Here is a 15,073-nt window from a genome sequence, read left to right as displayed (position 1 = left end):
GAGAGCTGGCACTGATGTCCGACGACAAGAAGCTGCTCGACTACCTCAGGCGCGCTACCGCTGACCTGGGTGACGCCCGGAGGCAGCTGCGCGAGGCCGAGCAAGCCCGCCACGAACCGATCGCCATCGTTTCCATGGCCTGCCGCTATCCCGGCGGCGCCGACACGCCCGAACTGCTCTGGGACCTGGTCTCCCGGGGCGCCGACGCGGTCTCCACCTGGCCGGTCAACCGCGGCTGGGACCTGGAGGGCCTCTACGACCCGGACCCCGAGCGGCCCGGTACCTCCTACACCCGGCACGGTGGCTTCCTCCACGACGCCGCCGACTTCGACGCGGAGTTCTTCGGCATCTCGCCGCGCGAGGCCCTGGCGACGGACCCCCAGCAGCGGCTGGCACTGGAGACCGCCTGGGAGGCGGTCGAGCGGGCCGCGATCGACCCCCGCACGCTGCGGCGCACCGGCACGGGTGTCTTCCTCGGGGCGATCGGCAACGGCTACGGCGCGGGCTCGCGCCACCTCCCCGAGGTCCAGGGCCTGTTGGACACCGGGACCGCGAGCAGTGTGGTCTCCGGCCGGATCGCCTACACCCTGGGCCTGGAAGGGCCCGCAGTGACCGTGGACACGGCCTGCTCCTCTTCTCTGGTCGCCCTGCACCTCGCGATCCGGGCCCTGCGGGCCGGCGACTGCACGCTGGCCCTGGCCGGCGGGGTGTCGGTGATGGCGACCCCCGACGCGTTCGTGGCGTTCAGCCGCCAGCGCGCGCTGTCGGCCGACGGCCGCTGCAAGGCGTTCGGGGCCGACGCGGACGGAACCGGCTGGTCCGAGGGCGCCGGCGTCCTGCTGCTGGAGCGGCTGTCGGACGCCCGGCGCAACGGGCACCCGGTGCTGGCCGTCATCCGCGGTTCGGCCACGAACCAGGATGGTGCGAGCAACGGCCTGACGGCGCCCAGCGGCCCGTCGCAGCAGCGGGTGATCCGGGCGGCGCTCGCGGACGCGGGCCTGACGGCGTCCGAGGTGGACGTGGTGGAGGCGCACGGCACCGGCACCACGCTCGGCGACCCCATCGAGGCGCAGGCGCTGCTGGCCACGTACGGTCAGCGGCGGCCCGCCGAACGACCTTTGTGGCTGGGCTCGTTGAAGTCGAACATCGGCCACACCTCGGCGGCGGCCGGAGTGGGCGGCGTCATCAAGATGGTGCTGGCGATCGAGCACGGCGAACTGCCCAGGACCCTGCACGCGGACCGGCCGACGCCCATGGTGGACTGGTCGTCGGGAGCCGTGGAAATCCTTTCCGAGGCCCGAGCCTGGGACGACACGGGACGCCCGCGCCGGGCGGGGGTGTCCGCCTTCGGCGTCAGCGGCACCAACGCCCATCTGATCCTGGAACAGGCCCCGGCGGAGGAAACCGAACCGGCGGCCGACGCCGCGGCCGATGGCGATGCGTACCCGCTGCCCTGGGTGCTGTCGGGGCGTACCGACGAGGCGCTGCGCGACCAGGCGGCCCGGCTGCTGGCACACCTGAGCGCCGGTCCCGGACCCCTGCGGGCCGCCGGCACCGGCCGCGCCCTCGCCCTCACGCGTACCGCCTTCGAACGGCGGGCCGTGGTCGTGGGCACCGACCCGGACCGGCTGATCGACGGCGTGAAAGCCCTGGCCGAAGGCCGGTCGGTGCCGGGGCTGGTGCGGGGCGACGGTGTGTCGTCGGGCCGTTCGGTGTTGGTGTTCCCGGGTCAGGGTTCGCAGTGGGTGGGGATGGCTGCGGAGTTGTTGGCCGAATCGGCTGTGTTCGCGGGGCGGATGGCGGAGTGCGGGCGGGCTCTGGCGCCTTACGTCGACTGGTCGTTGACGGAGGCGCTGGGCTCGGAGGCGCTGCTGGCGCGGGTCGAGGTGGTGCAGCCGGTGCTGTGGGCGGTGATGGTGTCGCTGGCGGAGGTGTGGCGTTCGTTCGGTGTGGTTCCGGATGCGGTGGTGGGCCACTCCCAGGGCGAGGTCGCGGCCGCCTGCGTGGCGGGCGGCCTGAGCATCGACGACGGGGCCCGGGTGGTCGCGCTGCGTTCCCGTGCGGTGGGGGTGTTGGCGGGGCGGGGTGGCATGGCGTCGGTGCCTCTGCCGGTGGGTGTGGTGCGGGAGCGGATCGCCCCGTGGGCGGGGCGGTTGTCGGTGGCCGCGGTGAACGGCCCGTCGTCGACGGTGGTGTCGGGTGACGCGGACGCGGTGGCGGCACTGGTCGACGCGCTGGTGGGTGAGGGGGTGCGGGCGCGTCTGATCGAGGTCGACTACGCGTCGCATTCCGCGCAGGTGGAGGAGATCCGCGAGCGGTTGCTGTCCGATCTGGCCGGGATCGTTCCTGTCTCGGGTTCGGTGCCGTTCTTCTCGACGGTGACGGGCGGTTGGCTGGACACGAAGGCCCTGGACGCGGAGTACTGGTACCGGAATCTGCGGGAGACCGTCGAGTTCGGGAGGGCCACGGAGACGTTGTTGGCGGAGGGCTTCCGGTTCTTCGTCGAGGCCGGCCCGCACCCCGTGCTCACCTTCGGCGTCCAGCAGACCGCCCACGAGGCCGACACCGCCGGCTCCGCGCAGGGCCCCGCCGTGGTCGTGGGCACGCTGCGGCGCGGCGAGAGCGGCCTCGACCGTTTCCTGACGTCCCTGGGAGAGGCCTACGCGGGCGGTCTGCTGCCCGACTGGGACCGGGTGTTCGCCGGACACCGTCCGGACGGCGTCTCCCTGCCCACCTACCCCTTCCAGCGTCGCCCGTACTGGCTGGAGGACACCGGCCCCACGGCGGGCGGTCCTTCCGGAACGTCCTCGGAGGGCGACGACTTCTGGGAGGCCTTGGGCGGGGGTGACCTGGACCGGTTCACCACGACCCTCGGGGTGGCGCCCGAGGACCCGCTGAACGTGGTGCTCCCCGCGCTCGCCACCTGGCGCACCGAGCGCACCGAGCGTTCGGTGGTCGACTCCTGGCGCTACCGCGTGACCTGGCGAGCCCTGCCCGAGGGTCCCCCGGTCGCACTGGACGGCAACTGGCTCGTGCTGTCGTCCGACGGTCGGCCCGAGGACGGGGTGCGCCGATCGGAGACGACCGTCCAGGTCATGGAGCAGGCCGGGGCTTCGGTGGTCCACCTACGGATCGCCGAGGCGGAGGCCGACCGTGCCGTGCTGGCCGACCGGGTTCGCGCGTCCCTCGACGCGCTGCCCGGCCCGGTGACGGGAGTGCTGTCGCTGCTGGGCCTCGACGAGCGCCCGCACTCGGCGCACCCCTGCGTCCCGCTGGGCGCCGCGCTCAACCTGGCCCTGGTGCAGGCCCTCGGAGACGCCGGGATCGACGCGCCCCTGTGGTGGGCGACCCGGGGAGCGGTGTCGGTCGGGGGCACGGACACCGGGAGCGCGGTCAGCGCCGCGCAGAACCTGCTCTGGGGTCTGGGCCGGGTCGCCGCGCTGGAGTTCCCGCAGCGCTGGGGCGGTCTGATCGACCTCCCGGAGGTCCTGGACACGGACACCGCCCCGCAGCTGTGCCGGGTGCTGGCCGGCGGCGTCGGGGACGAGGACCAGGTCGCCGTACGGGCCACCGGCTGCCACGGCCGGCGGCTGGTCCGGTCCGCCCTGGGCGACACCGCGCCGCGGCGCAGCTGGCGGCCCGGGGGCACCGTGTTGATCACCGGCGGCACCGGTGGGATCGGCGCGCAGATCGCGCGCTGGCTGGCCCGGCGGGGAGCCGGGCACCTGGTGCTGGTCAGCCGGCGCGGCGCGGATGCGCCGGGTGCGCCGGAGCTCTCCGAGGAACTGGCCGCCCTCGGCACCCGGGTCACCCTGACCGCGTGCGACGTCGCCGACCTGGAGGCCCTGCGCGCGCTCAAGGACGGCCTCGAACAGGACGGCCACCGGATCAGCACCGTCTTCCACGCCGCAGGGGCCGGGCTGCTGGTGCCACTGCCCGACACCGACGCGGACGAGTTCGCCGACACCCTCCACGCCAAGGTCGGCGGGGCCGGGAACCTGGACCTGCTCTTCGACCGGGACACGCTCGACGCGTTCGTGCTGTTCTCCTCCATCTCCGGGGTGTGGGGCAGCGCCGTCCACGGCGCCTACGCCGCCGCCAACGCCTACCTCGACGGCCTCGCCGAGGACCGCCGGAGCCGCGGCCTCGCCGCGACCTCCGTGGTGTGGGGCATCTGGAGCCCCGAGGGCGGGGCCGGCGGGATGGCGGCCGAACTGGCGGAGGAGACCCTGCGCGGCCACGGCGTGCTCTTCATGCCGCCCGCGGTCGCGATCACCGGGCTCCAGCAGGTCCTGGACCACGACGAGACGGTGGTCGTGGTCGCCGACATCGACTGGGACCGCTTCGCGACGGTCTTCACCTCGGCCCGCCCCAGCCCGCTGATCGGGGAACTCCCCGAGGTGCGCACCGCGCTGGCCGCCGAGCCGGAGACCGGCGGGACCGGGGCCCAGGGAACGCCCTCGGCGCTGCGCGACCGGCTGGAGCCGCTCCCGGCGGCCGAGCGGACCCGGGTGCTGGTCGAGCTGGTCCGGACCCACGCGGCCGCCGTCCTCGGCCACGACTCGCCGGACGCGGTCGCCCCCGGCCGTGCCTTCCGCGACCTGGGCTTCGACTCCCTGACCGCCGTGGACATGCGCAACCGGCTCAACACCGCCACCGGCCTGCGGCTCCCGGTCACCGTCGTCTTCGACTACTCGTCGGCGACCGCGCTCGCCCGGCGCGTGGAGACCGGACTGCTGGGCGTCGCCGAGGAGCCCGCCACCGTCCGGTCGCTCCCGTCGGCGGCACCCGCCGCGGACGACGACCCCGTCGTGATCGTCTCCATGAGCTGCCGCTACCCCGGCGGCGTACGCACCCCCGAGGACCTGTGGCACCTGGTCGCCGACGGGCGCGACGCCGTCTCCGGGCTGCCGTCCGACCGGGGCTGGGACCTCGACGCGCTGTACGACGCGGACCCTGACCGGCCCGGCCGGAGCTACGCCGCCGCGGGCGGATTCGTCACGGACGCGGACCGGTTCGACCCCGGGTTCTTCGGGATCTCGCCGCGCGAGGCCCTGGCCATGGACCCGCAGCAGCGACTGCTGCTCGAAACCTCCTGGGAGGCGATCGAGCGCGCCGGCATCGACCCGGCGTCCCTGCACGGCACCCCGACCGGCGTCTTCGCCGGCGCCTCCTACCAGGGCTACGGCGGCACCCTGCGCGACGTCCCCGAGGAACTGGAGGGCCTGTTCATCGCGGGCATCTCCACCAGCGTCCTGTCCGGGCGGGTCGCCTACCAACTCGGCCTCCAGGGGCCCGCCGTGACCGTGGACACGGCCTGCTCCTCGTCCCTGGTGGCGGTCCACCTCGCCGCGCAGTCGCTGCGCTCGGGCGAATGCGCGCTGGCCCTGGCGGGCGGCGCCACGGTGATGGGCACCCCGCTGTCGTTCACCGGCTTCAGCCGGCAGCGCGGGCTCGCCGAGGACGGGCGCTGCAAGTCCTTCGCCGCCTCGGCGGACGGCTTCGGCATGGCCGAGGGCGTGGGCCTGCTGCTCCTGGAACGGCTCTCGGACGCCCGCCGCAACGGCCACCCGGTGCTCGCGGTGCTGCGCGGCTCGGCGATCAACCAGGACGGCGCGAGCAACGGGCTGACCGCGCCCAGCGGCCTGGCCCAGCAGCGGGTGATCCGCGACGCGCTGGCGAACGCCCGACTGACGGCCGCCGACGTGGACGTGGTCGAGGCGCACGGCACCGGCACCCGGCTGGGCGACCCGATCGAGGCCGACGCGCTGCTGGCCACCTACGGGCAGGACCGGCCGGCCGACCGGCCGGTGTGGCTCGGGTCGCTGAAGTCGAACATCGGGCACACCCAGGCCGCCGCCGGAGTCGGCGGCATCATCAAGATGGTGCTGGCGATGGGGCACGGCGAGCTGCCGCGGACCCTGCACATCGACCGGCCGTCCCCGAACGTCGACTGGACGGCGGGCGCCGTCGCCCTGCTGACCGAGGCCGCCCCCTGGCCGGAGACGGGACGGCCGCGCCGAGCCGGTGTGTCCTCGTTCGGCCTGAGCGGCACCAACGCCCACGTCGTCATCGAGCAGCCGCCCGCCGAGCCCGAGCTCGCACCCGTACCCGCACCCGCGGCCGTACCCGGGGCGTCCGCCGTCCCGTGGGTCCTGTCCGGGCGGACCGCCGAGGCGGTGAAGGCCCAGGCCGAGCGGCTGCACGCGTACCTGACGGAGAATCCGGAGCTGTCGTCCGTCGACGTCGGCTACTCCCTGGCCACCACCAGGACCGCCTTCGAGCACCGCGCGGCCGTCGTCGGTGACGACCGCGCGACCCTGCTGGGCGGCCTGGCCGCGCTGGCCGCGGGAGACCGCGCACCCGGCCTGGTCGAAGGAACCGTCGCCCGGTCGGCCAGGACCGTCTTCGTCTTCCCCGGCCAGGGATCCCAGTGGGCCGGCATGGCCCGGGAACTGCTGGACCACGCCCCGGTCTTCGCCGACCGGATCGCGGCCTGTGACCGCGCCCTCGCCCCGCACCTGGACTGGTCGCTGCTCGCCGTCCTGCGGGACGAGCCCGACGCGCCCCCGCTGGACCGGGTGGACGTGGTGCAGCCGGTGCTGTTCGCCGTGATGGTGTCGCTGGCCGAGCTGTGGCGGGCGCACGGGATCGTCCCCGACGCCGTGGTCGGCCACTCCCAGGGGGAGATCGCCGCCGCCTGCGTGGCCGGCGCGCTCTCGCTGGACGACGCGGCCCGGATCGTCGCCCTGCGCAGCCGGGCCCTGACGGCCCTGACCGGACGCGGCGGCATGCTGTTCGTGCCGCAGCCGGTCGAAGCCGTACGCGCAGCACTGTCCGCCTACGACGGGGCACTCGACATCGCCGCGGTCAACGGGCCGACGTCGGTGACGGTCTCCGGCGACCCGGCGGCACTGGAACGACTGCGCGAGCAGTACTCCGAGGCGGGCGTCCTGGCCTGGCCGGTCCCCGGTGTGGACTTCGCCGGACACTCGCCCCAGGTGGAGGAGCTCCGGGAGGAACTGCTCACCCTCCTCGGCGGCACCGCGCCGCGGACGTCCGACATCCCGTTCTACTCCACGGTCAGCGGCGGCCCCCTGGACACCGTGGGCCTGGACGCCGCGTACTGGTACGAGAACCTGCGCCGGCCAGTGGAGTTCGGACGGGCGGTCGACGCGCTCATCGCCGACGGGCACCACACCTTCGTCGAGTGCAGCACCCACCCCGCGTTGACCGTCTGGCTCCAGCAGGCCGTCGAAGCGGCCGGGGCCGGAGACGGAGCCGTCGTCGGCACCCTGCGCCGCGCCGAGGGCGGCCCCGACCGCTTCCTCGCCGCGCTCACCGAACTCCAGGTACGCGGACTGCCGGTGGACTGGGGCACGGTGTTCGCCGGAACCGGCGCGCGCAAGCGACCTCTGCCCACCTACGCCTTCCGGCAGCAGCGCTACTGGCTGGACACCACCCCCGACCGGCCCGCCGACGCCCTGACCGGCACTGACGCCATGACCGGCACCGGCCCGGCCGACTCCGGCTTCTGGGAGGCGGTCGACCACGGGGACCTGGACGCCCTCGCCACCACCCTGCGGGTCGAGGACGGCGAACTGAGGGCCTCCCTCGCCTCCCTGGTGCCCACCCTCGCCGAATGGGCGCGCGGCCGGGCCGGCGACCGGACCGCCGACAGCTGGCGCTACCGGGTCGCCTGGAAGCCCCTGCCGGCACCCGAGCGGCCCCGGCTCACCGGCAGCTGGCTCGTCGTCGCCCCGGCCGGCGCCGCCGACGACCCGGCCGTCGCGTTCGCCGTGGACTCCCTGCGCGGACACGGCGCCACACCCGTTCTGGTCGAGGCGGGCCCCGACGCCACCGACCGGACCCGGTTCGCCGCACTGCTCCGCGACGCCCACGACCACACCGACGGGCCGCCCGCCGGAATCCTTTCGCTGCTCGCCCTGGCCGAAGAACCGCACGGCGGCGGCTCGGCGCTTCCCCGCGGCCTCACCCTGACGGTCGCGCTGCTCCAGGCCCTGGGCGACCTCGGCACCGACGCCCCGCTCTGGTGCGCCACCCGGGGCGCGGTGTCGGTCGGCCGCTCCGACCGGATCGACAGCACCCTCCAGGCCCTGGTCTGGGGCCTCGGCGGGGTCGCCGGTGTCGAGTACCCGCAGCGCTGGGCCGGCCTGGTCGACCTGCCGCGACGGCTCGACGACCGGGCCGCGACCCGGCTCGCCGAAGCACTGACCGGCCCCGACGGCGAGGACCAGGTGGCGGTACGCGCCACCGGCCGCTACGGCCGCAGGGTCGTCCACGCCGCACTCGGCGACACCGCGCCCGTACGCGACTGGACGCCCGAGGGCACGGTCCTGATCACCGGCGGCACCGGCGGCCTCGGCGCCCAGGTCGCCCGATGGCTCGCCCGCACCGGCACCGCGCACCTGCTGCTCACCAGCCGGCGCGGCGCACAGGCCCCGGGGGCCGACGCCCTGCTCGCCGAACTGCGCGGACTCGGCGCCGCCGCCACCGCGGTGGCCTGCGACGTCGCGGACCGCGACGCACTGGCGGAACTGCTCGCCGGCATTCCGGCCGAGCGCCCGCTGCGCGCCGTCCTGCACACCGCGGGCGTCCTCGACGACGGGGTGATCGACTCGATCACCCCCGAACGCGCGGCCGGCGTCCTGCGCCCCAAGCTCGACGGCGCACGCAACCTCGACGAGCTCACCCGTGAACTCGACCTGACCGCGTTCGTGCTGTTCTCCTCGCTCGCCGGCACCCTCGGCGGCACCGGCCAGGGCAGCTACGCCGCCGCCAACGCCTACCTCGACGCCCTGGCCCGGCAGCGCCGCGACCTCGGACTGCCCGGCACCTCGGTGGCCTGGGGCCTGTGGGGCGGCGACAGCCTCGCCTCCGGAGCGGTCGCCGAACGGCTGATCCGGGACGGCCTGCCCGCCATGGATCCCGCCGCGGCCACGATCGCGCTGCGCCAGGCCCTCGACCACGACGACACGGCCGTCCTCGTCGCCGACTTCGCCTGGGACCGCTTCACCCGGGCGTTCACCGCGCTCCGGCCCAGTGCCGCCCTCGGGGACCTGCCCGAGGTACGGGACGTACTCGCCGCCGCGGGCAGGCCCCGGAGCACGGCCGACGGTGCCGAGCCGCCGGCCCTGCGGCTGGCCGCACTGCCCCCGGCGGAACGGGACCGGGCCCTGCTGGACCTGGTCCGCCGGGAGGTCGCCGCCGTGCTCGGCCACCCCGGGCCCGAGGCGGTGGGGCCTGACCAGGCGTTCAAGGAGATCGGCTTCGACTCGCTGACCGCCGTCGAACTGCGCAACCGGCTGGCCGCGGCCACCGGCCTGCGCCTGTCGGTGACCCTGGCCTTCGACTACCCCACGGCCACGGCCCTGGCCGGACACCTGCGCACCGAACTGCCGGGGGCGCCCGCCACGCAGACGCCCGACGCTCCCGGGCAGCTGCCCGCGGCCGCCGCGGTGCCCGAGGACGAGGCGATCGCCGTGGTCGCCATGAGCTGCCGCTACCCCGGCGGCGTCAGCACCCCCGAGGAGCTGTGGGAGTTCGTCGCGGGCGGACAGGACGCGATCACCGGCTTCCCCACCGGACGAGGCTGGGACCTGGAAGGTCTCTACGACCCGGACCCGGACCGGGTCGGCAGCACCTACGCGCGGGAAGGCGGCTTCCTCCACGACGCCGACCGCTTCGACCCGGCCTTCTTCGGGATCTCCCCGCGCGAGGCGCTGACCATCGACCCCCAGCAGCGGCTGCTGCTCGAACTCTCCTGGGAGGCGTTCGAGCGGGCCGGCATCGACCCGCTGTCACTCAAGGGCAGCGCGAGCGGCGTCTTCGTCGGATGCAGCCACCACGACTACGGGTCGCGCGTCACCGAACCCTCCGAAGAGCTCGAGGGCTACCTCGGCATCGGGAGCGCGGGCAGCGTGGCGTCCGGGCGGATCTCCTACAGCCTCGGCCTCGAAGGGCCCGCGGTGACCGTCGACACGGCGTGCTCCTCGTCGCTGGTCGCGGTCCACCTCGCGGTCCGGTCGCTGCGGGCCGGCGAATGCTCGCTGGCGCTCGCCGGCGGGGTGACCGTGATGTCGACACCGGGCGCGTTCGTGGAGTTCAGCCGGCAACGGGTGCTCGCCGAGGACGGCCGCTGCAAACCGTTCGCCGCCGCCGCCGACGGCACCTCCTGGGCAGAGGGCGCCGGACTGCTCGTCCTGGAACGCCTCTCGGACGCCCGGCGCAACGGCCACCCGGTGCTCGCCCTCGTCCGCGGCTCCGCCGTCAACCAGGACGGCGCCAGCAACGGCCTGACCGCCCCCAACGGCCCCTCCCAGCAGCGGGTCATCCGGGCGGCCCTCGCCGACGCCGGACTGACCGCTTCCGAGGTCGACGCGGTGGAGGCGCACGGCACCGGGACCCGGCTGGGCGACCCGATCGAGGCCCAGGCGCTCCTGGCCACGTACGGCCGGGAACGCGGCGCGCAGCAGCCGCTGTTGCTGGGGTCGCTGAAGTCGAACATCGGACACAGCCAGGCCGCCGGCGGCGTCGCCGGCATCATCAAGATGGTGCAGGCCATGCGGCACGGGGCGCTGCCGCGCACCCTGCACGTCGACGCGCCGACACCCCACGTCGACTGGTCGGCCGGCGCGGTCCGGCTGCTCACCGACGACACCCCGTGGCCGGAGACCGGCCGCCCCCGGCGGGCCGCGGTGTCGTCGTTCGGAGTCAGCGGCACCAACGCCCACACCATCCTCGAACAGCCCACCGAACCGGCCCCGGCCGCCGCCCCCGCGCCGACCCCTGACACGCCCGTCGCCCCCGCCGAGCCCGCCCTGCCCTGGCTGCTCTCCGGCCGCGGCGCGGACGCGCTGCGGGAGCAGGCCGCCCGGCTGCTCCGGCACGTGGAGCATGCCCCGGCCCTCGCCGTCGCGGACCTGGGCCGCTCCCTGGCGCTGAACCGCAGCGCCTTCGAGCACCGGGCCGCCCTCACCGGCACGGACCGGCAGACCCTGCTCCAAGGGCTCACCGCCCTCGCCGCCGGCGAGCCGTCGGCGGACCTGGTGAGCGGTGTCACCGGCCCGGCCGCGAAGACCGCCTTCCTGTTCCCCGGCCAGGGCAGCCAGCGCACCGGGATGGGCGCCGAACTGTACGCGCGGTTCCCGGTCTTCGCCGACGCCTTCGACGCGGTCTGCGCGGAACTCGACCCGCTGCTCGACCACCCGCTGCGGGAGGTGATCGACGCGGCCCCCGGCGCCCCCGGCCACGGCCTGCTGGACCGCACCGAGTACACCCAGCCCGCCCTGTTCGCCCTCGGCGTCGCACTCTTCCGCCTCGTCGAGCACTGGGGCGTGCGTCCCGACCGGCTGCTCGGCCACTCCGTGGGCGAGCTGGCCGCCGCCCACGTCGCCGGGGTGTTCACCCTGCCCGACGCCGCGAGGCTGGTGGTCGCGCGGGGACGGCTGATGCAGGCCCTCCCGGCGGGTGGCGCGATGGTCGCCCTCGCCGCCGGGGAGGAGGAGGTACTGCCGCTGCTCGCGGGCCGCGAGAGCGACGTCGGCCTCGCCGCGGTCAACGGCCCGGCCTCGACCGTGATCTCCGGCGACGCGGCGGTGGTGGACGAGATCGCCGCCGTGCTCGCCGCGCACGGCCGCAAGACCCGACGGCTGCCGGTCTCCCACGCCTTCCACTCGCCCCTCATGGAACCCATGCTCGCCGAGTTCCGCGAGGTCGTGGCACGGATCGTCCCGGGGGAGGCCACCGTCCCCGTCATCTCCGACCTGACGGGCGAGCCGGCCACCGCCGAGCAGCTCGGCTCACCGGACTACTGGGTGGAGCACGTGCGCGGCACCGTCCGCTTCCAGGACGGCGTACGCCACCTGGAACGCGACGGCGTCACCGCGTTCCTCGAACTCGGAGCCGACGGCGCGCTCACCGCCATGGGCCAGGACTGCCTGACCGGCGCCACCGGCGGCTCCGTGCTGGTGCCCCTGCTGCGCAAGGACCGGCCCGAAGCACCCGCGGCGACGGCCGCCCTGGCCCGGCTGCACGTCGTGGGCGTCCCCGTGGACTGGAACGCCGTCCACTCCGGCGGCCCGTCCCGTTCCGCCGTCGACCTGCCGACCTACGCCTTCCAGCGCGGCAGCTACTGGCTGGCGGCCAGTCCGGCCGCGGCCGACCTGCCCGCGGCCGGACTGCTGACGGTCGACCACCCGCTGCTCGGCGCCGGAACGGAACTCGCGGACTCCGACGGCTTCCTCTTCACCGGCAGGTTCTCGGTCCGCAGCCACCCCTGGCTGGCCGACCACGGCGTCTACGAGGGCGTGCTGTTCCCCGCCACCGCGTTCCTGGAACTCGCGGTCCGCGCGGGCGACCAGGTCGGCTGCGACCAGGTCGAGGAACTGACCCTGGAGGCACCGCTGGTGCTCCCGGCGGGCGGAGCCGTCGCACTTCAGCTCACCGTCGGAAGCCCGGACGCCTCCGGCACCCGCCCGCTGAGCGTCCACGCCCGGGCCGCCGACGCCGGCCCCGACGCCTCCTGGACCCGGCACGCGAGCGGCCTGCTCACCTCCGCCGGAGAGCCCGACCCGGCGGACCCGGTCGACCCGGCGGACCCCGCGGCCTGGCCGCCGCCCGGAGCCGTCCCCCTCGACACGGAAGGCCTGTACGACCGCTTCGCGGACGGCGGATTCGCCTACGGCCCCGCGTTCCAGGGCCTGCGCGCGGCCTGGCGGCTCGGCGACGAGGTGTACGCCGTCGCGAGCCTGCCGGAAGAGCAGCAGCCGGACGCCGCCGCGTTCGGCCTGCACCCGGCCCTGCTGGACGCCGCCCTGCACGCGCTGGTGTTCGACGTACTGGAGGGACCGGAGCAGGGCTGGCTGCCGTTCTCCTGGAACGGGGTGCGCCTGCACGCCTCCGGCGCCACCGAACTCCGGCTGCGGCTGACCCCCACCGGCCGCGACGCCGTCGCCGTACGGGCGACCGACGCCACCGGGCGGCCGGTGGTGTCGGCCCGGTCCCTCGTCCTGCGGCCCGTCTCGCCCGACCGCTTCAAGGCCACCCGCGCCGGACACCACGAGGAACTGTTCCGCCCCGAGTGGCAGGCCCTGCCCGAGGGCGCCGCGACAGTGGCGGGCACCGTCTTCGGCCCGGAGTCCTGGACCGTGCTCGGCACCGGGACGCCCCTGCCCTCCGGCGCCGCGCCGCTCCCCGGCCGTACGGTCACCGACCTCGCCGCGCTGTCCGCACTGCTCGACGCGGGCGCCCCGCCGCCCCGGCTGGTCCTGGCCGCCTGCCCGCCCGCCCCGGCCCCGCACGCGCCGCCCGGCACCCTCCGCGACGCGGTCCACGACGGCCTCGGCACGGTCCTCGCCCTGCTGCGCGACTGGCTGGCCGACGAGCGCCTGACCGGCTCCAAGCTGGTCCTGGTCACCGCGGGCGCGGTCCCGGTGACCGGCGACGACGTCCCGGCCCCGGCCCTGGCCGCGCTCTGGGGCATGGTCCGCTCAGCGCAGACCGAGAACCCCGACCGCTTCGTCCTGCTGGACCTGGACGCCCACGAGACCCCGACCGCCGTACTCGCCGAAGCCCTCGCGTCCGGGGAACCCCAGCTCGCGATCCGAGCCGGGGCCGTCCACATCGCCCGGCTGGCCCGCGTACCGCTGTCCGCCGCCGGGCGCACACCCGGCTGGGGCGGCGACGGAACCGTCCTGATCACCGGCGGCACCGGCGCCATCGGCGGCCACGTCGCCCGCCACCTGGCCGCCGAACACGGCGTCCGGCACCTGCTGCTGACCAGCCGCAGCGGCCCCGCCGCCGACGGCGCGGCGGAACTCCTCGCCGACCTCGCCGCCCTGGGCGCGCACGCCGAGATCACCGCCTGCGACGCCGCCGACCGCGACGCCCTCGCGGCCCTGCTGGCCGCCCTGCCCGCCGCACACCCGCTGACCGGGGTGGTGCACGCCGCGGGCGTCCTGGCCGACGGCGTCGTCGCCACCATGACGCCCGAGCAGCTGGACCTCGTCCTGCGCCCCAAGGTGGACGCGGCGATCAACCTGCACGAACTCACCGCCGGCCTGGACCTGTCCGAGTTCGTGCTGTTCTCGTCCATCGCCGGAGTCTTCGGCGGCATGGGCCAGGGCAACTACGCCGCCGCCAACGCCTTCCTGGACGCACTGGCCCACCGGCGTCGCGGCGACGGGCTGCCCGGCCGCTCCATCGCCTGGGGCCTGTGGGCCAACAGCACCGGGATGACCGGCGGGCTCACCGAGGCCGACCTGCGACGGATCGCCCGGGGCGGGATCGTCGCCTTCGACCCGGCCGAGGGACTGGCACTGTTCGACACGGCCGGCACCCTCGACGAGCCGGTCGTCCTCCCGCTGCGGCTCGACACCGCGGCCGTCCGCGCCCAAGCCGGCACCGGCGGCGTCCCCGCCCTGCTGCGCGGCCTGGTGCGCCCCGGCGCCCGGCGCGGCGTCGCGGGCCCCGCCGCCGGCACCGGCCCCGACGGGCCCGAAGCCCTGAAGCAGCGCCTCGGCTCCCTCAACGACACCCAGCGCGGGAGGGTGCTCCTCGACCTGGTCCGCTCCCACGCCGCCCTGGTGCTCGGCCACAGCGGCCCGGCCGCGGTCGAGCCCGGACGCGGCCTGCTGGAGGTCGGCTTCGACTCGCTGACCGCGGTGGAACTGCGCAACCGGCTGCGCGCCGCCACCGGCCACCCCCTCCCGGCCACCCTGCTCTTCGACCACCCCACCCCGGCCGCGATCGCCGGACACCTCGCCGCCGAACTGGTCCCCGACGCCGGGCCCGGGCAGGTCCCCGGCCTGGCCGAACTCGACCGCCTGGAAGGCGCCCTCGACGGCGGTGTCGACGACCCGGCGGACCGCGAACGGCTCGCCGACCGACTCCGGGAACTCCTGGGCCGCCTCGACCCGGCGGTCACCGAAGCCGACGGCGACGGCACGGCAGCCGACTCCATCGAGGACCGCATGGACGGCGCCAGCGACGACGAACTCTTCGACCTCATCGACAACGAACTCGGCCTGTCATGACACCGACCCGACACGCG

At 75.6% G+C, this 15,073-nt stretch carries 1 protein-coding gene; it reads left to right on the top strand.

What is annotated here, in order from left to right; all coding sequences use genetic code 11:
• Nucleotides 1–14 precede the first annotated feature (14 nt).
• A complete protein-coding gene (locus ACFV04_RS01895) occupies nucleotides 15–15,056 on the top strand; it encodes a type I polyketide synthase (protein ID WP_380526135.1) in 15,042 nt (5,013 codons plus the stop codon).
• The last annotated feature ends 17 nt before the right edge of the window (nucleotides 15,057–15,073 follow it).

The organism is Kitasatospora sp. NPDC059599 (assembly GCF_042735125.1).
GTDB lineage: Bacteria > Actinomycetota > Actinomycetes > Streptomycetales > Streptomycetaceae > Kitasatospora.
Note: the sequence above shows the minus strand (reverse complement) of the source record. Positions and strands in the feature narration are given on the sequence as shown.